Origin of the sequence: Dyadobacter sp. CECT 9275, from assembly GCF_907164905.1 — a bacterium.
GTDB lineage: Bacteria > Bacteroidota > Bacteroidia > Cytophagales > Spirosomataceae > Dyadobacter > Dyadobacter helix.
Genome location: NZ_CAJRAF010000002.1, coordinates 3399663 through 3421468, shown reverse-complemented (window position 1 = coordinate 3421468; position 21806 = coordinate 3399663). Strand labels below are relative to the sequence as shown.

The window sequence follows — 21806 nt, the reverse complement described above, 5'->3', positions numbered from 1 at the left end:
TTTCCAATTATTATGCAAGCATACTATTGAAAATAATTCCCTGCATTACTTTTTGAAGATTTTAAATTGCTGCAGGAGAACTCCTTCTTTTTCGAGCCTGAGGAAATAGATGCCCGAAGGAATGCCCAAGGCGCCCACGTCCACACTGGCCAGGTTGTCGGAGACATGAACGACGTGCGTGTTCACAGGGATTTTTTTTCCAGAAATGGTTACCAGAGCGTACTGGATATTTATATTGCTTTGAGATTCAGGCAGTTTGATGTTGACAATATTTTCGGTCGGGTTGGGGTAAAACTGCCATTCCTTGATATCCCTGGTAATATTAACGGAGTCACCGTAACTGATCCCGAACTGGATGGAATTGGTAACGACGGACGAATCCTTGTTGGTGGCTGTAACTGTGAGGGTATAGCGGCCGGCAAAAGCAGGAAAACCACTCTCATTTTCATAAAGTGCATACGGGAATTTCGAAGTTACCGATCGCTTCCGGTAGGGCCCATTTAACTCAAAAATAACCTGGTCATAGTCAAAGTTGCCATAGGCATAAATATTGAGTAATGGCGGAAGGATACTATACGGTATCACATCATCTCCTTCAAGTTTACGGATGATCTGCTGGTCAATAGCCTTTCCTCCCCTGACGAGTTCAAACCGCAGCCTTGGAATTTCAACAATAAGTATGAATGGAAGATCTACATAGGCACCGCCGTTATCGAAAGCCCTGATAATCAGCCGGTATTCTCCTTCTTCGGTCGGAGTTCCGGAAAATTGATTTAAAGAGAAATTCAGCCATGAAGGACGGTTCTGAATTGTGATAGAAGAGATATACCCATCGTTGTCCCCAAAAACATTGGGCAGGACAAATGAAAAGGGATGATTAAGCGATGCATATTTGATAGGCAACGTGCTGAAGGCAAAGGGCGGGCTGTTGAGCATGTGAGGTTCTACAACCCTGATCGTAAAATACGTTTCCACAAATGCGTTCAGATCGTCATAGGCCTTCAGAAAAACGCGGTATTCTCCCAGCTTGACAGGTGTTCCTACAAACCCGCCATTGGTGAATTTAAGCCAGTCGGGCAGGTCTTTGGCTTCCACTTTTGTGATTTTTCCATCAACGTCGATGAAAGCATCGGGAGGAATGGGCAAGGAAAATTCTTTATTAATGGCGATCGTCTGGTTAGAAAAATTACTGTTGACAGTGGGAGGTTTGTTGGCGTTTTCCCTGGTATCCACCCTGATCGTAAAAAAGGCTTCGGTTGTTCCGCCTTCATCATCAATTCCTTTCACGGTAATACGGTAATCTGCTATGGTGGCCGGTCTTCCTTTTAATTGCCCGCCTTCATATTTAAGCCAGGACGGAAGTGATTCCACCTCCATCCGTACAATGGTCCCGTCCACATCCGCAAAGGCATTCGTTGGCAGCCGGTAGGCGAAATCTTTGTTAACCGGTATGATCTGCATCGGAATGGGCTGAAGAACATAGGGAGGATAGTTGGATGCATCTTTCCAGTATTCGTCGGACAGCAAATCCTCGTTCAGCCTGATCCTCACGGGTCGGGGCCTGGCAGGGTCAGCATATGCCTTTTTGGCCCATTGATCATAAATCAGGCTTGAAGCTCCTCTTTTTTCAACGGCAGCGGACATACGGTAACTAACCGAGTCTTGGTATACGATGGGCTCCATCGGGCGGTTAAGCCAGACGGAAGATGAAGATCTTAAAAAGGGCTCGGAGCGTTGCATCTGGGCGATTGTTGATACCACCACTGCAACCACGTTGGCACCATGTTCAAAGTTTTCAGTGATCTGCTTCTGATGCGTGTTATTATCATAATACTGGCTTACGAAGAGTTCGTTGGCAGTGATGAAATTGGGAGGGGAATCACTTTTCAGAATGTCCACAGACCAGCGATGATCGTAGGCAGACAGGGCATCATTGACCTTGATTCCGTCGGTCTTTTTATTGAGATCCTTGTAACCTATTGTGCCTCTTACAACGGAGCTGAGGTCAAAAACCGAGCCGTAATCAGAAACATACTTGATGCCTGGATCTATACCCTTTACCGCGCTGACCATCTGTTCCACAAATTTTTTCATGGTCATATGGCGATAGATATACCAGTCTTTTCCAAAGCGTTGCCTGAACGCTTCACCCGGTTCCCAGGGCGTTGAAGGTGGTGCGGGGTCATCAAACGATTTGAAGGTAGTTCCCCACAAAAAATTCAGCCGTTCAATTTTGGTATAATGCTCTTTCAGAAAGGCCCTGAAACCTTTTACCATACGGGGAGAATAGTCGTAACCCGCCGCTGTTTCTTTTCCGTCGGTAATGATGCCGCCGGGGTATTCTCCCTCTTGTGTTGGCGTGTTGGTGACGGATACAAATAATAGTTTCTTCTCAGCCTGCAGATACTTGTACCGGCTGACCACCTCCTTGACAAAACCAACGGCCTTGTCTACTATCGGCTGATTGTCGAAGCCGAAGGAGGTATCCTGGTAGCCTCCGAGCAAGGGTTTTCCCGAGTCGCTGATCTGGCTGTCACTGGCATCCCAAAAGCCGTTGATCCGGGTGTTATGCCGGCCTATGTGGATTCTCAGCGCTATTTTCATGCCAAGGCCCGTGGCAGTCTTAATCTGTTCGTCGTATTTTTCCCAGTTAGGCGGGTCGGTAGGGGATGTATAATATACTTTATCCCAGGGAATGGTGAGATATACGGCGTTCATGCCGTATTGCTGGCCCATGCGGATAATTTCAACTTCAGGACCTTTTTCCACAGGAAGGTTCAGCAGCATCAGTGCCAGGTACCTCTGGTTATCCGTGCTTTCTGTTGTTGCTGTTTCCTGTCCCAGGCTTTTGAAATAGGTAGACAGAATCAGTAACAATATGAATCCGGTACGACACTGCGTGAGTTTACAGGAAAAAGGAGCCATACGCCACAAATCAATTTATTTGTTTGTCAATTATTTCCAACCAGTTTTTATATCCATTTTCGACATTAAATTGACTTGCTGTTTCAATACTTTTGGAAGCGTCCAGCGGAATTTCACCTTTCATAACCGTTCGCATGGCAGCAGCCATTTGTTTAACGCTGATATCTTCTGTTACAATACCCATGCCATCCTTAACAAATTCGGATGCGCCTCCGGAGGGAAACGAAACGATCGGTTTTCCTAGCATTGCTGCTTCCAGCATGACAAGGGGGAAAGGGTCCTGGCGCGAAGTAAGCAGAAATCCGTTTCCGCAGTTGAGATAGGCGTAGTAGTCCTCTTTTTGTTTACCGACCAGGTGTACACGTGTCTTGCGGTCCTGGTTTTTGATCCGTTGTTCGGTATAATGGACTAGTCCGTCGCTGATCCTGTCACCTATCCAAACCAGATGTACCCGGCTATCGTTGATCTCATCTGATATTTCCGGCAGGAGGTCAAACCCTTTTCGTTCAGAGGTCATTCCCGACAATATCCATACATAGTCTTCCTGCGGAATGCCCAGCATCTGTCGCAATTCCAAGGAGCGCGCCGTGTTGGGGACTATTCGGGACGGATCGATAAAGGAATAAAGCAGGGAAACATTTTTACCGCCAGACTGGCTAATGGCTGTGCAGGTTGCTTCGGAGCACCCGATCAGGAGATCCGAATAATCTATGATTCCTTTAAAATCTTTGTCACTCAGGTAGATATAGGTCAGAGGTAGTTCGTGAAAGTGGGTAATTACTTTAATGGAAAATTCGCGGGCCACGGTAATTGTTTCCGGCAGCATGGTGGTATTCACGTACCAGAAATCTGCGCCGAATTCTTTTGCCAGTTTTCGTAAATATCTTAATGTAGGATTGATGCCCAGATGGAAAGATATTTTCTGAAGTATACTGAATTTCCTTGGAGCTATGAAGACAGGGATATCTTCGGGGAATTCTTTGAGCAGTTCCCCATCCGCAAAACTGACAATGCCTATATCAAAACGGGTTCTGTCTATCTGTTGCAAAATATAAAGCAACATCATTTCTGAACCGGTCCGTGTTGCAAAAGGGGTAAAAAATAAGATTTTTTGTTTTGGCTTGCTCATCAGGAGGTTAAAAGATCAATGTTCTCGGTTGGTTTGATTTTGTATAATCCTCTTTTAAGAACAGCAGTTTTCCAGAAATATTTGAGCAGAACCCCAATTTTCCTGGTATATATATATTGTGTCCTTAATTCCGAAAACGGTTTTCCGTTTTTATTGTAATTGTGTAATAATTTCCAGGAATATACCACTGGTATCATTACAATGTAATGGAGGATCAGCATTATGTAAGCAAAGAACCCATATTGTTTTCTTACCCATAATAAATTGGAAACCTGCATCTGGGTACTGAAACGATTAATCCAGGAAATGTGAGTACGGCGGAAAGGATTGTTGTTTTCGAGATGGATAAATTTACAATCCTGAAAATAACAAAGCTTGCCAAGGCGGGCAAGCCTTCCTGACCATTCCACATCTTCACCATACATGAAGAAATCATCACTAAAGCCACCGGTCTGCTCAAAGCCCTCTTTTCTCAAAAAAATAAAAGCACCTACCAGCCAGTCGTGCTGGTCAGCATCCTGATACTGTGGTTCGGGATAGAGAGAATTTAACAGATTATCAAAAAAAGGAGTGGGAGGTAAAATGAAAAAAGTTTTTCTGAATTCATTAAAACTCCGGTAGAAGGGCATCGGGGTATGGTCCGGATAGTATTGCAGTGCGCCGCAGGCAATGATATCAGTGCGTTGGTTCATCCGGTGGAAGCATCTGCCGATCACGTTGTCTGTTACAAGCGTGTCGGCGTTCAAAAGCAGGAAATACTTACCTCTAGCAACGGCCATACCTCTGTTATTTGCTCTTCCAAAACCGGCATTGTATTCCATATTGATCCAGTTGACCTCAGGGAATTCTCTTAAAACCAGCTGGCCCTGCCCGTTTTCAGGATCGTTGTCAACCACAATAACTTCAAAGGTAACTCCGGAGGTGAATTGATAAATGGACCTTAAACAGTTTATAATTAGTTGAGGAGTACGGTAATTTATAATGATAATGGATACATCCATGAATGGGCGGAGTACGGTTTGATCCGCAAAAATAGAAAAATCTGCGTGTAAGATGGAAATATCTTACACGCAGATCACCATAAAGTCAGCTTTTTTATGTCTGGTACTAATGGAGCCTTTCGTATATTCCGGCTACGCCCTGGCCTCCGCCCACGCAGGCAGTAACCATTCCATATTTTTGGTTTTGACGAAACATTTCATTTAACAGCTGTACCGAAAGCCGGGCTCCGGTAGAGCCTAGTGCATGCCCCAGTGCTATGGCGCCTCCGTTTGGATTTACAATTTCAGGATTTATATCAAGCTCCTGAATAACGGCCAGTGCCTGGGCGGCAAACGCTTCGTTAAGTTCAATTTGTTCAATATCCGCAAGTTTCAGGCCTGCTTGTTTCAGTGCCTTTGGTATGGCAGCCACGGGTCCTATACCCATGATCCGGGGGTCCACTCCGGCGGTGGCATAGGAAAGCATACGCGCAATGGGCTTAAGGCCAAGTTCGTTCACCATGTTTTCTGACATGACCACCACAAACGCCGCGCCGTCAGAAGTTTGCGAAGAATTACCCGCAGTAACGGACCCGCCCGCTGAAAAAACAGGTTTAAGCCTTGCCAGCGCTTCGGAACTGGTATCTGCCCGGGGGCCTTCGTCCTGGCTTACAACTATTTCTTTGGTTTTCTTTTTTCCTGATACCGGGTCAAAATAAGTTTCCTTTACGGTAATCGGGACAATACCCTCCGTAAAGTAACCTTCTTTCTGAGCGTTTAGGGCTTTGCGGTGTGAGTTAAAAGCAAATTCGTCCTGTTTTGCACGGCTGATGTTAAAATCCTTCGCTACCTGTTCGGCAGTGAGGCCCATGCTCAGATAATAATCCGGGTGGCTCTTTGCAATATCATAATTGAGCGCTGTTTTCCAGCCCATAGTAGGTACCAGAGACATGGATTCGGTACCGCCCGCAATAATACATTCGGCCATACCCGCATGGATTTTGGCAGCGGCCATGGCAATAGCTTCAATGCCTGACCCGCAATACCTGTTAATGGTAATACCCGAAACATGCTGTGGCAATGATAACAGTGCCACATAGCGTCCCATTTGCATACCCTGCTCCGCCTCAGGAACGGCATTGCCAACGATCACGTCGTCTACCCGGGCCGGGTCCAGTTCAGGGAGTTTCTCCAGGATATATTTGATTACCGAGGCACCGAGGTCATCCGGGCGGGTAAATCGGAAACCACCCCGGCCGGCTTTGCCCACTGCGCTGCGGTATCCGGATACAATGTAAGCGTTCATAAAAAAGGTTTTAGTTTGGCTGCTAACTTAGGAAAAGTCAAAAATAGTATGCAGGCATACTATTTGTAAAATTAACAATTAACTTGAAAACAACAAACCGCAGAAATTTGTTTTCCTGCGGTTTGTAAATACAAAGTCTTTTCTGATGGTGGTTTAATCTGCTACGAAGTGCGGTGGCTTTCCTGTAATTCCTTTGGCTGTTTGGCAATGTCGGGCATCACTATCCACAGTACGATGTAAAAGAGTACGATGGGAAAAGGGGCAGGAATGAAGAAACCCATTACAAATAATACCCTTACGATCACGACATCAATCTGAAGATAATCGGCTAATCCTGAGGCAACACCACCGATAACCTTACTGTTTGTATTGCGAAATAATCTATTGTTGTTCATGGCTGTTTTCATTTTTTGTTTTTGATGAACCAAAGGTACTTGGTAATACACAGTACTTGAAAGCAAATTGTTACGGATGGTTGCGGGAGGTTAGAAAAGGTTCGTTTCAGGGAAGAGACGGGCGAGGGGGTAGCGGAAGATGGGTACAAATAGGGGATTACAGACTTACCTGGGTAAGTTCAACCCAAAAGAAAAGGCCGACTCATATTGAAATGGGCCGGCCTTTCTGCTATCGTAAATATCTTATTGTTTCACAACTGCGCTTGTGGCACCGCTGTAAAGCTTGGTTCGGATTGCGTTCACTCTTGTTTCAATTTCAGGATTGGCTTCATATTTGTTAGCCATCTGACGGGGCAGGCTGTCGGGACTGACACCGTAAACATATTCGTTTCCCGCATTCACATCCTTTTGTTCTTTGTGGTTATACTTTTGATAATCGCAGGACGACAACAATGCTATACAGCCAACAAATGCAATTACTTTATAAAATTTCATTTCCGTTTCGTTCAAGGTAACTCTTACAAAAATAGCCGCCATTTTTAAAAACACCAAACGCATGGCACACGATTTCTTATTTTTTTAATTCAGAAAGCTCTTTATGAACAAATTGGATAAGTTCCGTTATGTTCTTTTCTGAGAAATCAAAAGGAATATTTGCTTTCTGATATATCTCCGTAATCGGAGTAGTATATCCCAGTTTGAGCGCGTCTAAATATCCCTTTAAGCCTTTTTCGGGATTTTCCCTGTAGTTTTTCCAGACACCTATCGCGCCGAGCTGCGCAATTCCATATTCGATATAATAAAAAGGTACCTCATAAATATGAAGCTGACGCTGCCATAGATATTTTCGCTTGTCTTCCAGACCCGTCCAGTCTATCACGTTGTCAGTGAATTCGTTGTAAATTTCAACCCATTTGTCGGTACGCTGTGTGGGCGTATGCGTTGGGTTTTCATACATCCAGTGTTGGAACTTATCAACTGTTGCAACCCAGGGCAGGGTTTCTACGATGGATTCCAGGTGTTGGATCTTGGCTCTTTTTAAATCGTCTTCATTTTCAAAGAACTCGTCCCAGAAATCCATCGTGATCAGTTCCATTGACATAGAAGCAAGTTCTGCAACTTCCGAAGGGGTATGTTTGAAGGCATTCAGGGCGAGGTCACGTGTTACCAGTGAATGCACAGCATGGCCGCCCTCATGTAACAGTGTAATCATATCCCTGAGGTTAGAGGTGGCGTTCATGAATATGAAAGGTACGCCAATTTCATCCAGCGGATAATTATAGCCTCCGGGTGCCTTCCCTTTCCTGGATTCCAGGTCAAGGTGTTTCATTGTTTTCATGATCCTAAGGCAGTCACCCAGAAAGGGATCGAGGCGGCTGAAACATTTTATCGTTTTGTCAAGCAGTTCTTCTCCTGTTTCAAAAGGCTTTAGCGGAGCTAATCCTTTTGGATCTACCTTGGTATCCCATGGGCGCAAAGGATTCACCTGCAAAGCCTCTTTTCTGGCAGCTGCCATTTCATTCAGCAGGGGTACTATTGCTTTTTTTACCGAGGCGTGAAAATCAAAACAATCCTGAGGGGTATAGTCAAAACGGCCCATGGCTGCAAACATATAGTCCCGGTAATTGTCGAATCCTGCATTGATCCCGATTTTATTCCGGAGCTCCACCAGTTTGTTGAGCAGCTCATCCAGCTTTTCATGATCCTCATATCTGCGGTTACTGATGGCCGTCCAGGCTTCTTCGCGAACAGCTCTGTCTGTGGATTGAAGGCGGTCTGCCGCACGTTGCAAAGTTATTTCTTCTCCGTCCAGCGTTACCGTCATGGCTCCCGCAATGGCGCCGTATTTCCGTTCCTCGGTTTGTGCTTCTGTAAACAGAGGGATATTTTCTTCGCGGAAAATCTCAATACCGCGTTTCATACCCCGGTGAACGATCTCAAAACCGGACTCTTTCAATTCTGTCCAGAAAGGACTATCCACTACTTTTTTATCAAGGGCATTACTGTATTCGGCCAGTTTGGGCTGGATTTCGGTAATGAAAAACTGGAGTGCGTTGATGAGCCCCTGGTTCGCGGTATCACAGGTCTGCCGGATGTAACGCCAGGCGAAATTCTCCGACAGATAAGATTCCAGTTCGCTGCGGTCTGAAAACCAGTGCTTGAGCTCATCAACGGAATTAATTTCCCGATCTTTCAGATTTTCAAAAAGCGGCTGAAGGTCTTCCCATTTCCTGAGATCAAATTCTTCTCCTATGAATACCCTTTTGGAGCGAGTTGGTATGGCTGGTGTTGTATTTGACATTTTACCTTTGGATTGCAGTTTTTAGTAATTCAAAGGTAAGGCGGAATCAGGGGAATGTGCAAGAGCCCCCTCTTTTCATCCTGACACAAAACCGGAATTAATTTCCGATCCTATAGAGAATGCCGGCGTTGAAACTTATTCCCCGGTTGTTCACTTTGTGATCACTATATCCAACGCCCGAGTCAAGGTTACCCAAACCGTAATGATAACGGCCGTCGACGAATATCTTCAGTTTGGAAAAAGGAAAGGCAATACCTGCAACACCCACGGCACCATAGTCGAATTTTTTGATGTATCCTTCGGTGGGCAGGTCTGTCTCGCCGCTTTCCTCAAACTCTAATTCGTAGTCGCTGTAATATTTCGTGGTATATTTTGTTTTCAGCGATCCGATCTGGTATCTTAATTCGGGGCCCAGTGCCAGAATGCCTTCAAGAGGACCCAGTCTGGGTGTAAATTGTAATAGGACAGGCATTTCCAGATAATTGCAGATGAGTTTGAGCTCGTTCCTTTCCCAGTCGGAGAGGTCGGAATACAATACGCTCGTGTTAACAACACCTCTTTGGGAAAAACCGGGTTCTACTTCTAAACCAAGAAAGTTGTTGAACGGTATCTTCACAACGAACCCGGCTGACGGACCGGTTAACGCTGTTAAGGACTCTTCCGAATCGTAGTCGGTTTCCCTGGTCCATTTTGAAAAATTAACACCTCCTTTGGCTCCTATCCAAAAACCTCCGGTTGCACGGGCATTGGCAGTTTTCTTTTGATTGGTGGTCGCCGCTCTGGGCGCAGTGCGGCTTTTTTCGGGTATTTTTGCAGCCTTTTTGTCCATTTCTTTTTGCTGAAGAAGCACCGCTGCCTCTTTCGCTTTTTTAATGGAATCTTCCCTGACCATCTGCTGGGCAAGTTGTTTTGCTAATGCGTAAACGGCCAGAATAGAGTCTTCGCGGGCTTTGTTAATAGCTTCCTGCCTGGAAGCGCTGCTTGTTTTGACAGCCGGTTTCTGCGTACTGCTTTTGACAGCAGGCTTTTTGTTAGTCTGGGCACGGAGTATGGTACATAGTGTAACGATCAGTAAGCCAGTTAATAGAATTGATTTTTTCATAATCGGGTAATTTTTGAGGATTGTTTTGAATTGGATGACAGGTAAACGGAAGGCAGTGATGCCTCTCCAGTAGGGCGTTTATTTGCCCTGGGGGAAATGGATAAGGATTATTATTTAAGCGATCATATTAACGGAGAGATTTTGGGAGTTGATTTATATACAGATAGCGTAACGTAGCTGGCAGCCGTTCACTTAGTCGCTAACGGGTACCGGGCAGGAAACAGTTGATGGAAAATTTTGTCAAAAACCCCTGTTTTTACTTATATTTCCATCATCATTGATAAATAAAAGATGGCCTTCTTCCGCAAAACCGTTTCAGATAGTGAACTAGTTAAAGGAATTCTCGAAGGAGGTAACCGGCAACGGTTTTTCGAAAACCAGTTGTACTCCAGGTATGCCTACCTGATCCGCGAAGGAGTTCGTAAACACCGGCTTACCGAGGATGAATGCTCCATGGCTTTTTCGGATACGGTACTTACCGTTATTGAAAATATTCAGAAAGGCAGGTTTGAGGGGCGGGCGGAGCTTAAAACTTATCTGTATCAGATATTTACAAATAAATGTGTTGACCTCATCAGGAAAAATGCGACTAACAAACAACAGGTTAACCGCGGGGTGGGCATTGATGACTATATGAATATCCTTCCCGACGAGTCCCGCAGTGTTGTGGAGCGCCTGATGGAACAGTATGATATTGATTTGCTGCACCGGCGGATGCAGGAACTTGGTGAAAAATGCAAGCAAATGATACTGGCATGGGGAGAAGGATTTATGGATCAGGAAATAGCGGTGAAAATGGGGTACCAGTCCGCAGCGGTGGTCAAAACCAGCAGGTTGCGGTGCCTTGAGAAGCTCAGGGCTATATATAAAACACAAAATTGACTCATCAACAGTATAAGGGATCAACTTCCTTTTAATTAAAATGGAGCCGAAGGTGAATGGCCGGAGGTAGCCCGACAGATCATGGACGAAAGGATTGAGCGTTATTTTGGACAAGAAATTTCCGCGGAGGAAAAAGAAAAGTTTGAGGCTGACTTAAAGTCGGACCCCATACTTGCCGATGATGTGGCTTTTTATCTTGCCTCGAAACAAGCAGCTCAGCACGTGAGGGAAATAAAACTGGCACAGCGCCATGCCGAATGGAGCTCACAAAAGCAGCCTGATGATGCCCGGTTTGTTTCGCTCAGGACATGGTATGCCGTAGCGGCTGCAGTCGCTTTTATTGCTTTTGGCCTCGCCTGGTATCGCCTGGCCCCGCGCTCACAGGATCTGCAACAGCTTGCCAATGGTTACACAATGGAAAACTTTACTACCCTGGGCGTTCAGATGGGAAGCGCTGAGGATAGTCTTCAGCTGGCGATACATAATTATAACAGAGGGCAATATGCTACGGCAACGGCAATATGCGAAGGGATTCTCCGCAAGGATCCGCAGCATGCTGAAGCGAAAAGAGTTGCGGGAATCATAGCGCTGAAACTGCTGGAATATGACAAGGCGATTGATTATTTCCATCAGCTCGGGGAACAGCAGGGCCTTTATGCCAATCCCGGGAAATTTTATGAAGCCATAGCATTGTTGAAACGCGGGGCAGCGGGAGACAGGGAAAAAGCAAAAGATTTACTGCATCAGGTCATAGAAGGAAACCTAGAAGGGAAAGAAGAAGCCGTCAAGTGGATGGATTAGGAATCAGCCTTTCGGTTTCAGGAATCCTTCTTTTGCTGCGTAACGTCCGTGAGGTTATCCGTTATGATATTTTCCGTTTCGTGTACCCTGTTGAAAGCGTAGGTCATTTTGGACCGGTCAAATTCCTTTTCATTGTTAGCCAGCCAAATGGTTGCCACGCCATTTCCTATAAAATTGGTGATCGCCCGTGCCTCAGACATAAACCTGTCCACCCCGAGTAACAGGGCCAGGCCTTCCAGTGGGATTACCTTAATGGCCGTCAGAGTGGAGGCCAATACTACGAAACCACTGCCAGTAACCCCGGCGGCTCCTTTGGAGGTTACCATGAGTATGCCTATAAGAGACAGGATCTGCCCGATCGTAAGATGGACGTTAAAAACCTGGGCCAGAAAAATGGTTGCCATAGAAAGGTAAATGGTGGTACCGTCCAGGTTAAAAGAGTATCCCGCCGGAACCACCAGCCCGACGATCGGTTTGGAACAGCCCATTCTTTCCAGCTTTTCCATCAGGGAAGGAAGCCCTGCTTCCGAAGATGAAGTTCCCAGAACGATCAGCAGTTCTTCACGAATGTATTTGAGAAAGGACCAAAGACTTATTTTGTAGGTTTGCAGGATAAGGCCGAGTACGCCAAAAATAAATATGGCCATGGTGGCATATACCGTTCCCATCAGTTTTGCAAGAGGCAGCAAAGTATGAATGCCGTACTTGCCAATGGTGAAGGCCATTCCGCCAAAAGCACCGATCGGCGCCAGCAGCATGACCAAATGAAGTGCCCGGAAAACGTATTTTGAAATAAAATTAAGCCAGTAAATAATTTGATCCTTCCCGGAGTATTTGCTGAGAACCGTACCAAGCACCAGCGAAAAAAGCAGTACCTGAAGCGTGAGATTATCCAGGAAGAACTTTAACCAGCTGAAATCCTGAACCTTACTGGCATAGGCAGATATATCCCCCTTCTGTAACGAGGCTGTCACCACACCTTGACCAGGCTGAATGACATTGGCCACGATTATGCCGACAATGAGCGCAAGCGTGGTGACGATCTCAAAGTAAAGAATGGCCTTTGCACCCACCTTTCCCACTTTTTTGAGGTCGCCCATACCTATGATTCCAAGGGTGATGGTCAGGAAAATGATGGGATTGATAAAAAGTTTTACAATACTGATAAAGCCCTTACCCAAAAGGTCCATTTTGACCGCCTGCTCAGGATTGTAGTGGCCGAGGAGCGCCCCGGCGGTGATAGCAGTAAGTACCCAGAAAGTGAGGTTGGTAAGGAGATTTTTAAAACTCATTTCGATGAAAGGTAAAGGATATAGGATTGAACTTCTCGCCCAGCCTAACAAGGTAGCAAAGAATTGAGGTAGGATTGTGATTGGAGGCGCATAAAAGTATTTTTTATTATTGTTTATACTTGGTCTAAATAAATACGTTACCTTTACCGTTGTTAGTGGTAATGGCGGAATAAATTTCAGACGATAAAATCTTAATGGTGGTATTTATTTAACTGTGTTTTATGCCGGAAGCATCTCATTCATACAACTCTCTGCGCATTCTGAGCCAGTCGGACAGAGGGTATATCGGACAATGCAATTGCTGCGATCATTACAATTTTGTTTTTGGTAATATTCTGTTTGTTTTCACGGAAGATGGTCTGCGAGGCTTTCAGTCCATCCTGTATGAGCAGGATCATCTGCACGAGCTGAACGAGGCATTGCCACACGGGAAAACGCACCTTTTGCCATCACCGATACCCAATTTCATGCTTTCTTTCGATGGGCCTGAATTGGAAGAAATCAAAAATCTGTTTCAGGAAACCTTTCTGATTCTGGAAATTGACAAGATATTTTCCTTTAAAAAATAAGTACCCGTTTCATGCAAAATTACAGGTTGAAGTATGGTTTGCTGGTTTTGGTTCTGTTGATTAATTCGTTGCCTGCCAGGGTATTCGCGGCGAAGGAACTTCGTATTGTTTCGGCAAACGGAACCTTAAGTGAGATACTGGTGGGGTTAGGGCTCGAAAAGCAGATCGTTGGTGTGGACGTCACCAGTACCTATCCTGCCTCTCTGGACAAGGTACCTAAGATAGGTCATAACCGGACGATTGCAGCAGAAGGGATCATCACGCTGAACCCCGACGTGATTATTTACACCGACCAGAGTATGATCTCTCCCATGGTCATCAGGCAATTGAAAAGCAGCGGAAAAAAGGTGGTGGAGTTTCGGCACGAGTATTCCAAAGAAGGGGCTATAAAGCTTATCAGGGAAGTAGGAGCCTATTTTAACGCCAAACCGCAAGCCGAAAAATTGGTGAGAACCCTTCAGTCCGACCTGGCCAGAATACCTCCGGTTACATCATCCAAAAAACTGCTTTTTATCTATGCACGAGGCACAGGTACCCTCATGGTTTCGGGAACCGGCACGTCTTTGGATAAGATGTTCGGCCTCGCCGGATATAAAAATGCCGTTCAGGATTTTAGTGATTTCAAACCTTTGACTTCAGAGTCGCTGATTGTGGCCAATCCTGATGTGCTGGTACTATTTTCGAGCGGACTGGAAAGTTTGGAAGGGATGGAGGGATTGTTAAAAGTACCTGGTGTTGCCCAAACAAATGCAGGCAGAAATAAAAAAGTGGTGTCAATGGACGGTCAGTTTCTGACCGGTTTCGGCCCACGTTTGGGAAAGGCTGTGATTGAGCTCGCCCAAAAAGTTAAGTAGTATATCATTATGATGGCGGAAACACTAAAGGAAAAGCTTATAAATGAGGAAACGATCCTGCCCTTGGGTAAGAGAAAGCCTGCGACTAACGGACGCATGCTTTTTATTCTGGGGTTTATTTTACTGGGATGCGTGTTGTTCTCTGCGTGCACCGGAGCATTATCTATTTCCGTGCCCGAACTTTGGCAAATCATAAGCTTTAAGCTGGGGATTTCGTCGAATGCGTCTTTTGAGGAGCAAAAATCAATCGTTTTTTGGGTGATACGGCTGCCAAGGGTTTGTCTGGCCGTACTTGTCGGGATCGGGCTAGGTATTGCAGGGGCGTCTCTGCAGGGATTGTTCAGAAACCCCATTGCCGATGCAACACTGATCGGCGTTACTTCGGGAGCGTCCATGTTCGCCGTGTTCGTGATTATGCTCAATGTAAAATACACCCTTATCCTCAACGAAGTGGGCGGTGCGTATGCTATCTCGCTGGTTGCCTTCATGGGTGCTGTGCTTACCACCGGGCTGGTGTATCAGCTTTCAAAAATAACCGGTGAAGGCAGTGTAACTACCATGTTGCTTTGTGGGATTGCTATAAATGCATTGGTTGGTGCTGTGACCGGCCTGATGACCTATATCGCTGACGATGACCAGCTGCGTACCATTACTTTCTGGAATCTGGGAAGTTTGGGTGGGGCCAACTGGACCTCGGTTATTTCAATTGCCCCCTTCGTACTGATTTCGGCCTTTTTTATGCCTTATCTGGCCAAAGCGCTGAATCTGCTGGTGCTCGGCGAGAGCCAGGCTGCCAGCCTGGGTGTGAATATGAAAATTCTGAAACGGCAGGTAATTATTCTGGCCACAATGGGTGTAGGGGCTTCGGTAGCCGTTGCCGGAACCATTGGATTTGTAGGGCTGGTGGTACCCCATATCATCCGTACCACTTTCGGCCCTGATCACAAGACACTTCTGATGGGTTCTGCACTGGGCGGTGCTATTGTGCTCACGCTGGCCGACACCATTTCCCGCACACTGGTAGCGCCATCCGAACTGCCCATCGGGATACTTACCGCCCTGTTGGGTACACCGTTCTTTCTTTATATTCTCTGGGAGAAAAAAAGGAAGAAATTATGATTGAAGTAAACCAGGTTACTTTTGGAGTGAAGAGCCGAAACCTTGTTCATAATCTTACGTTTCGTGTGCAGTCGGGGGAGTTTCGGGCTGTGGTAGGAGCAAACGGAGCCGGGAAATCTACCTTGATGAAATTGCTGTCAAGGGAATATTCGCCTACTACCGGCAGTATATCCTTTTTAGGGAAAGACCTTAATAAATATAAGCTGAGGGAATTAGCCCAAAAACGAGCCATACTGGCCCAGCAAAATAGTATCACGCTTTCTTTCACAGCGGAAGATATCGTGCTCATGGGCCGCTATCCTTATTACAGTGCCGAACCCTCTGAGCGCGACCTCGCGATTGTGGATCTCTGCATGCAGAAAGCAGGTATTGCCTCTTTAAGAAACCGGCTGTACCCAACCTTGTCGGGTGGAGAGCAGCAGCGCGTACAGGTTGCCCGCACACTGGCGCAGATATGGGAAGTAAAAAACGGGCTTATTCTGCTGGACGAACCCACTACCGGCATGGACCTTCTGCATCAGTATGAAACCTTCAGGCTGGCCAAGGATATGTGCGGGAAAGGTTTCGCGGTTATGGCCGTGGTACATGATCTCAATCATGCGCTGCAATATGCTGACAAGGTGCTGGTGATGAAAAAGGGAAGTATTATCGCGGATGGGCCACCTCAGGAGGTGTTAACGGAAGAGAATATTAAATCGGCATTTGGGTTACCTGTGCAGATCATCCGACCGGAGAATGCTCCTTTCCCGGTAATTATTCCAGATATGTTCAGGCGTCAGTAAGTTTATGATAGGTTGAAGCAAAATTTTGAAACCGAACTTTCTAAAATCAAAGTGTATAATATGAAAACAATCCTCACACCCAGTCGTCCGGAACTGAAAGAAATCTGGAACGAATTTAAGATCCGGAACCCTAAAACACGCATACGTGACGCAGCCAGAGAACTGAACACAACCGAAGCAGAACTGGTTGCCACTGGTATCGGAGAAACGGCGATTTTGCTGGAAGGGGATTTTCGTGAACTGCTCAAAGAAGTGGGTACATTGGGGCATGTGATGGCCCTGACGCGTAACGATCATGTGGTTCATGAGCGAAAAGGAGTATATGAAAACGTCTCTTTTAACAACCACGTAGGGCTTGCCTTAGGTCCGGATATTGACCTTCGCCTTTTTCTGGGAGACTGGAAGTTTGGATTTGCGGTCCATGAAAACGACCGCCATAGCCTTCAGTTTTTCAATAGCTTTGGTGATGCTGCACACAAAATTTACCTGACAGATAAAAGCAACAAGGAGGCATTTGATGCACTTGTTGCCAAATATGCTGCTGCGGACCAGGAGGTGAATCTCCTTGTGAAACCACGCGAGGAGAAAAAGATGGAAGAGGAGAATACTCCGGACATAGATACCGCGGCTTTTCAGGCAGAATGGCTGACCTTGAAAGATACCCACGATTTTTTTGGTTTGCTGAGAAAGTATAAACTGAGCCGCAAACAGGCACTGCGGCTGGCTCCGGAAGGATATGCTTACCGTATTGCACCGGATAGCATGAAAGCGATTTTCGACGGAGCTTCGGAAACGCAGGTACCGATCATGGTTTTTGTATCCAATCAGAACTGTATCCAGATCCATACCGGACCTGTTGATAAAATATTCGTAATGGGCCCATGGCTCAATATCATGGATCCGGAGTTTAATCTGCACCTGCGTCAGGATGCAATTGATGAAGCCTGGGTTGTGAAAAAACCAAGTGAAGCCGGGATTGTAACCGGTATTGAGCTAATCGACAAGGAGGGAACGATGTTCAATCAGTTTTTTGGCAAGAGGAAACCAGGTATTCCTGAGCTCCCGGAATGGACCCAGCTGGTTGAGAAAACGGCAATTCCTTTTGAAGGTTAAAAGATATTAAGTACTGTCGGCCCCGAGCCGGAAGCCAATCTATAATTTCGCCATAGTAATTAGAAAAGGCCGGTCTGGTGTGGATCGGTCTTTTTTTGCGCTGTGGTTTTTGCATTCAGTCTGCTATCTTGCATCCCGGCATGATCAAATCCATACCAAAACAGTTACTCCGGAGTAAATCCAGGTAAATAAAACGAATGAAACAGCTTATCCAGAACCTGAAAACAGGGCAGACCCTATTGGAAGAAGTACCTGCCCCGCTGGTAAAAACAGGCGCGGTACTCATTAAAACCACCAAAAGCCTGGTATCTCTGGGAACCGAAAAAATGCTGGTCGAGTTCGGAAAAGCGAGCCTGATTGAAAAAGCAAGGCAGCAGCCGGACCGTGTTAAAATGGTGATCGATAAGATTAAGTCTGATGGATTGCTGCCTACGATGGAAGCGGTATTCAACAAACTTGGGCAGCCTATTCCGCTGGGCTATTGTAATGTGGGTATTGTGACGGCCGTGGGGGAAGGCGTTCAGGATATTCAGGTGGGCGACCGGGTGGCCAGTAACGGGCAGCATGCCGAAATGGTGTGTGTGCCAAGGAATCTGGTTGCTAAAATCCCGGAGGGCGTATCCGATGAGGAAGCCGTTTTTACGGTAATCGGCGCCATAGGTCTGCAGGGAATCCGTTTGCTCAGCCCTACCCTGGGAGAAACGGTGGTGGTGATAGGCCTGGGACTGATCGGTTTACTCACTGCCGAGCTGCTTAAAATGAATGGCTGCCGGGTCGTCGGGATTGATCCGGACGTGAATAAACTGGACCTCGCAGCAGCAAAGGGAATCATTGCCTTGAATCCCGCGCAGGATGCTGTGGATAAGTATGTAACAGACCTGACCGGAGGCGCAGGTGCCGACGGGGTTATCATTACCGCATCAGCCAAAACCAGCGATATTATTGCGCAGGCTGCAAGGATGTCACGCAAGCGGGGTAAGATTGTGTTAATCGGTGTGATTGGGCTGGACATCAGCAGGGCGGACTTTTATGAGAAGGAGCTGACTTTCCAGGTTTCCTGCTCCTATGGGCCAGGGCGTTACGATGATGCGTATGAACAAAAAGGGATGGATTATCCGCTGCCCTATGTGCGATGGACGGAAAACAGAAATTTTCAGACCATTCTGCAGCTGCTTTCCACAGGCCTGCTGGATGTAAAACCCTTCATTACGGAAATAGCCGAGCTGGAAGAATTTGACAAGATCTATGGCTCGCTGGGAAATTCGGGCTCCATAGCCTCCATTCTTACCTATCCGGAAAGACCCGAAACATCCAAAGTTATTCAGTACCAGGATATTTCATTTGAAGGAAGAAAGGGTGTGGCTGGGATCATTGGAGCGGGGAATTTTACCAAAATGACCATGTTACCCGTGCTGACAGATATTTCTCTTAAATATATTGCCAGTGCAAACGGGCTGTCAGCGACCTCCCTGGCCCGAAAACATAAAATTGCTTTCAGTACCACCGATTATAAAGAGATACTCCGCGATCCGGAAGTAGACCTGGTACTGATCACGACCCGGCACAATCAGCACGCCGCAATGGCCCTGGAAGGATTGGAAGCCGGAAAACACGTTTTTGTGGAAAAGCCACTGGCAATTTTTGAAGAGGAACTGAACGAAATCACGCAGTTTTTTTCAACACCCCGGAATGTGTCCTTGACGGTCGGATTCAACCGTCGTTTTTCTCCGTATATACAAAAGATGAAAACGCTGCTGGGTACTGCTCCTGTGAATATCATTGCCACTATGAACGCCGGATTTATCCCGGCGGGATCATGGGTGCATGACAGGCACGTAGGGGGCGGCAGGATCATTGGGGAAGCCTGCCATTTTATTGACCTCCTGGTGTATCTTACCGGCAGCAGGGTTTCGGCGGTTTGCATGAATGCCATGGGAAACAATCCCGCCGAAACTACAGATAACGCCAGCCTCCTTATGAAATTCGAAAACGGGTCTACCGGTGTCATCAATTATTTTTCGAATGGAAGCAAAGCATATTCCAAGGAGCGCGTAGAGGTTTACACACAGGAACGAACATTGGTGCTGGATAACTTTCGCACGCTTGCAGGTTATGGTTTCAAAAGTTTTTCCAAAATGAAAAGCAGCCAGGACAAAGGGCATAGGGAGCAGTTTCGCCGGCTGATTGAAAATGTTAAAACAGGAGGCGGGCCCGTTATTCCGATAGAGGATATTATCAATACTTCCAAGGCCACTTTTGCCGCCCTGCAAAGTCTGAGAGAGGAGCGCTGGGTGAACCTGTGAAATTTGTCAAAATATATCCTGATCATAAATGACCCGTTTTCTGAATCTTTTCCAGCTATTCCGCAACATGGGCTTTCGATATGCGGCGTTCAGGAGCTGGCACGAGTTTCAGCTGCGAACGGGACTGCTGAAAAGGCGATTCCCTGTCGACAAAACCAGCGGCACTTTTATGACCAAGGAACAATGGTACCAACAGGGCGGAAGGTTTTTTCTGGATGGGAAACCGGGAGATGAGACTTTATCCGGGATACCTTTTTTGCCGGAAGAAGAGAAGGATAGCCTGAAGCAAAAGGTTGAACGACTTTACGCGGGAACGCATCTGTTTTTCAGCTCAACCTGGTACACGGTCACCGGCTGGCATACCAATCCCGAAACCGGGTACCGGTATGATCGGGATAAACACTGGACAGAAATCCCTGATTTTTCCAAACAGGCGGGTGACATCAAATATGTCTGGGAAAGATCCCGGTTTACCTTTTTATATGACCTCATAAGGTATGACCACCATTTTAAGGAAGATCAGTCCGAAAAGGTATTTTATGAAATAGAAGACTGGATTAAAGCCAACCCTGTTAATTGCGGGCCCAACTGGAGGTGTAGCCAGGAAATATCGCTACGGGTTTTAAACTGGACATTCGCTTTGTATTATTACAAATATTCGGATAACCTTACGGCCGAAACGTTTCAGATAATTTCCCGCAGTATGGACCAGCAAATGAGGCATGTAGCTGAAAATATTCAGTTCTCCAGAATTGCAGTCAGAAATAATCACGCCATCACCGAAACACTCACGTTGTATCTGGTGGGACTTTTATATCCTTTTTTCCCGGAAAGCGAGCGTTGGAAAGAAAACGGCAAGAAATGGTTTGAGCAGGAAATTGAGTACCAGATTGATCAGGATGGGACCTATCTTCAGTTCTCAATGAATTACCATCGGGTGGTGGTGCAGCTACTTACCTGGGGGCTGAAACTTTCCGAATTAAACGGAGAGCAATTCAGTGATATTGTTTACGACAGGGCGGAGAAATCGCTTCAGTTTCTCAGAACCTGCCAGGATGATACCTCGGGCTGGTTACCCAATTATGGTAATAACGACGGTGCCTTATTTTTTCCGCTGACAAATTCCCATTTCCGCGATTATCGCCCGCAGTTATCCGCATTGGCTGGTACTTTAAAAATAAATCTGGGGTATTCCGATGGTATTTGGCAGGAAGAAGCGGGCTGGCTGGGTGTAACAGACAACCTGCCTGTTAGAAAGATCTCCGGAGGATCAGGCGCTTTTGAATTTGCCAGCGGAGGATATTACCTATTAAAAGAGAAGGAAAGTCTCACGTTTCTGCGTTGCGGAAATTATAAAAACAGGCCTTTTCAGGCTGACAACCTGCATCTTGACCTCTGGGTAAACGGAGAAAATATATTGCGCGATGCAGGTACCTTTAAATATAATACGGACGAAAAGCTGACGCAGTATTTTGCCGGAACGGCCAGCCACAATACAGTGATGCCCGGGGATTTTGATCAGATGCGGAAAGGCCCCCGGTTTATCTGGTACGACTGGATTCATAAAAGCGAAGGAAAGTGGACGGAAGAAGGGGAAGATACCGTGTTTGAGGGAAGTTTTGAAGGTTTCAGGCAAGCAGGTAACGGGATTGTACATTACCGGCGTGTCCGGAAAAATGCAGGAAGGCTGCGTTGGGAAGTTGAGGATCGCATGGCAAATATCCCCGCGGGTATCTCTATGTGTCAGCACTGGCACCCATCCGAATTTTTTCCGGAGCGCTTCTCCCTCATTGCTTTTGATCATGCGGGAACAGAAATTCCGGCGGTTGCGTCTGCCGGGTGGTACTCGGGTTTGTATGGCCAAAAAACGGAGAGCAGACAGCTCACCTTCAGTAGTCGAAATGGTTATATCAGGACAGTCATTGAGCGACTCTCCTGATATAACCATTTTG

18 protein-coding genes are annotated in these 21806 nt (G+C 46.4%); 9 read left to right on the top strand and 9 right to left on the bottom strand.

Annotated features, from left to right (window positions below; all coding sequences use genetic code 11):
* Window positions 1-45: 45 nt before the first annotated feature.
* From KOE27_RS21925 to KOE27_RS21890, 8 genes are all read right to left on the bottom strand, one after another.
* Entirely contained in the window at window positions 46-2925 is a 2880-nt protein-coding gene (locus KOE27_RS21925; protein WP_215240925.1) for a putative Ig domain-containing protein, read from the bottom strand.
* Window positions 2926-2935: 10 nt separating this feature from the next.
* Window positions 2936-4054 (bottom strand): glycosyltransferase, encoded by a 1119-nt coding sequence (locus KOE27_RS21920; protein ID WP_215240924.1) that lies wholly within the window; start codon window positions 4052-4054, stop codon window positions 2936-2938.
* Window positions 4054-5055, bottom strand: coding sequence for a glycosyltransferase family 2 protein (locus KOE27_RS21915; protein WP_215240923.1), 1002 nt, complete (start codon window positions 5053-5055; stop codon window positions 4054-4056). The genes KOE27_RS21920 and KOE27_RS21915 overlap by 1 nt, the downstream gene beginning before the upstream one ends.
* 106 nt (window positions 5056-5161) lie before the next feature.
* The gene (locus KOE27_RS21910) at window positions 5162-6340 is read right to left on the bottom strand and encodes an acetyl-CoA C-acyltransferase (RefSeq protein ID WP_215240922.1); all 1179 of its coding nucleotides are present in this window, start codon (window positions 6338-6340) and stop codon (window positions 5162-5164) included.
* Between the two features lie 161 nt (window positions 6341-6501).
* Entirely contained in the window at window positions 6502-6735 is a 234-nt protein-coding gene (locus KOE27_RS21905; protein ID WP_215240921.1) for a PspC domain-containing protein, read from the bottom strand.
* Window positions 6736-6978: 243 nt separating this feature from the next.
* A complete protein-coding gene (locus KOE27_RS21900) occupies window positions 6979-7230 on the bottom strand; it encodes a hypothetical protein (RefSeq protein ID WP_215240920.1) in 252 nt (83 codons plus the stop codon).
* Between the two features lie 76 nt (window positions 7231-7306).
* Complete coding sequence (locus KOE27_RS21895) at window positions 7307-9037, bottom strand: M3 family oligoendopeptidase (RefSeq protein WP_215240919.1); 1731 nt, start codon at window positions 9035-9037, stop codon at window positions 7307-7309.
* Between the two features lie 97 nt (window positions 9038-9134).
* The gene (locus KOE27_RS21890; protein ID WP_215240918.1) at window positions 9135-10139 is read right to left on the bottom strand and encodes a porin family protein; all 1005 of its coding nucleotides are present in this window, start codon (window positions 10137-10139) and stop codon (window positions 9135-9137) included.
* Window positions 10140-10430: 291 nt separating this feature from the next.
* On the opposite strand from KOE27_RS21890, the gene KOE27_RS21885 reads away from it, so the two are divergent.
* Window positions 10431-11021, top strand: coding sequence for an RNA polymerase sigma factor (locus KOE27_RS21885; protein WP_215240917.1), 591 nt, complete (start codon window positions 10431-10433; stop codon window positions 11019-11021).
* An 81-nt stretch (window positions 11022-11102) separates the two neighbouring features.
* Window positions 11103-11822, top strand: coding sequence for a tetratricopeptide repeat protein (locus KOE27_RS21880; RefSeq protein ID WP_215240916.1), 720 nt, complete (start codon window positions 11103-11105; stop codon window positions 11820-11822).
* 17 nt (window positions 11823-11839) lie between these two features.
* Here the strand turns inward: KOE27_RS21880 and KOE27_RS21875 are convergent, their stop codons facing one another.
* Window positions 11840-13114, bottom strand: a complete 1275-nt coding sequence (locus KOE27_RS21875) for a cation:dicarboxylate symporter family transporter (protein ID WP_215240915.1) — start codon at window positions 13112-13114, stop codon at window positions 11840-11842.
* Between the two features lie 221 nt (window positions 13115-13335).
* Here KOE27_RS21875 and KOE27_RS21870 point away from each other — a divergent pair, with 221 nt between their 5' ends.
* The 7 genes from KOE27_RS21870 (at window position 13336) to KOE27_RS21840 (ending at window position 21793) form a co-directional block, all read left to right on the top strand.
* On the top strand, window positions 13336-13683 hold the full coding sequence (locus KOE27_RS21870; RefSeq protein WP_215240914.1) for a DUF6686 family protein: 348 nt from the start codon (window positions 13336-13338) through the stop codon (window positions 13681-13683).
* 11 nt (window positions 13684-13694) lie between these two features.
* Entirely contained in the window at window positions 13695-14537 is an 843-nt protein-coding gene (locus KOE27_RS21865; protein ID WP_215240913.1) for a heme/hemin ABC transporter substrate-binding protein, read from the top strand.
* 9 nt (window positions 14538-14546) lie between these two features.
* Window positions 14547-15656, top strand: coding sequence for a FecCD family ABC transporter permease (locus KOE27_RS21860; RefSeq protein WP_215240912.1), 1110 nt, complete (start codon window positions 14547-14549; stop codon window positions 15654-15656).
* A complete protein-coding gene (locus KOE27_RS21855) occupies window positions 15653-16438 on the top strand; it encodes a heme ABC transporter ATP-binding protein (protein ID WP_215240911.1) in 786 nt (261 codons plus the stop codon). Before KOE27_RS21860 ends, KOE27_RS21855 begins: the two co-directional genes overlap by 4 nt.
* Before the next feature lie 60 nt (window positions 16439-16498).
* Window positions 16499-17551 (top strand): hemin-degrading factor, encoded by a 1053-nt coding sequence (locus tag KOE27_RS21850; protein ID WP_215240910.1) that lies wholly within the window; start codon window positions 16499-16501, stop codon window positions 17549-17551.
* A 197-nt stretch (window positions 17552-17748) separates the two neighbouring features.
* Window positions 17749-19854: a bi-domain-containing oxidoreductase gene (locus tag KOE27_RS21845; protein WP_215240909.1), complete on the top strand. Its 2106-nt coding sequence runs from the start codon at window positions 17749-17751 to the stop codon at window positions 19852-19854.
* A gap of 28 nt (window positions 19855-19882) precedes the next feature.
* Window positions 19883-21793, top strand: coding sequence for a heparinase II/III family protein (locus KOE27_RS21840; RefSeq protein ID WP_215240908.1), 1911 nt, complete (start codon window positions 19883-19885; stop codon window positions 21791-21793).
* Window positions 21794-21806: the final 13 nt, after the last annotated feature.

Coding starts and splice junctions, on each gene's coding strand:
- KOE27_RS21925 (WP_215240925.1), bottom strand. CDS start 2,925: ATGGCTCCTTTTTCCTGTAAACTCACGCAGTGTCGTACCGGATTCATA.
- KOE27_RS21920 (WP_215240924.1), bottom strand. CDS start 4,054: ATGAGCAAGCCAAAACAAAAAATCTTATTTTTTACCCCTTTTGCAACA.
- KOE27_RS21915 (WP_215240923.1), bottom strand. CDS start 5,055: ATGGATGTATCCATTATCATTATAAATTACCGTACTCCTCAACTAATT.
- KOE27_RS21910 (WP_215240922.1), bottom strand. CDS start 6,340: ATGAACGCTTACATTGTATCCGGATACCGCAGCGCAGTGGGCAAAGCC.
- KOE27_RS21905 (WP_215240921.1), bottom strand. CDS start 6,735: ATGAACAACAATAGATTATTTCGCAATACAAACAGTAAGGTTATCGGT.
- KOE27_RS21900 (WP_215240920.1), bottom strand. CDS start 7,230: ATGAAATTTTATAAAGTAATTGCATTTGTTGGCTGTATAGCATTGTTG.
- KOE27_RS21895 (WP_215240919.1), bottom strand. CDS start 9,037: ATGTCAAATACAACACCAGCCATACCAACTCGCTCCAAAAGGGTATTC.
- KOE27_RS21890 (WP_215240918.1), bottom strand. CDS start 10,139: ATGAAAAAATCAATTCTATTAACTGGCTTACTGATCGTTACACTATGT.
- KOE27_RS21885 (WP_215240917.1), top strand. CDS start 10,431: ATGGCCTTCTTCCGCAAAACCGTTTCAGATAGTGAACTAGTTAAAGGA.
- KOE27_RS21880 (WP_215240916.1), top strand. CDS start 11,103: ATGGACGAAAGGATTGAGCGTTATTTTGGACAAGAAATTTCCGCGGAG.
- KOE27_RS21875 (WP_215240915.1), bottom strand. CDS start 13,114: ATGAGTTTTAAAAATCTCCTTACCAACCTCACTTTCTGGGTACTTACT.
- KOE27_RS21870 (WP_215240914.1), top strand. CDS start 13,336: ATGCCGGAAGCATCTCATTCATACAACTCTCTGCGCATTCTGAGCCAG.
- KOE27_RS21865 (WP_215240913.1), top strand. CDS start 13,695: ATGCAAAATTACAGGTTGAAGTATGGTTTGCTGGTTTTGGTTCTGTTG.
- KOE27_RS21860 (WP_215240912.1), top strand. CDS start 14,547: ATGATGGCGGAAACACTAAAGGAAAAGCTTATAAATGAGGAAACGATC.
- KOE27_RS21855 (WP_215240911.1), top strand. CDS start 15,653: ATGATTGAAGTAAACCAGGTTACTTTTGGAGTGAAGAGCCGAAACCTT.
- KOE27_RS21850 (WP_215240910.1), top strand. CDS start 16,499: ATGAAAACAATCCTCACACCCAGTCGTCCGGAACTGAAAGAAATCTGG.
- KOE27_RS21845 (WP_215240909.1), top strand. CDS start 17,749: ATGAAACAGCTTATCCAGAACCTGAAAACAGGGCAGACCCTATTGGAA.
- KOE27_RS21840 (WP_215240908.1), top strand. CDS start 19,883: ATGACCCGTTTTCTGAATCTTTTCCAGCTATTCCGCAACATGGGCTTT.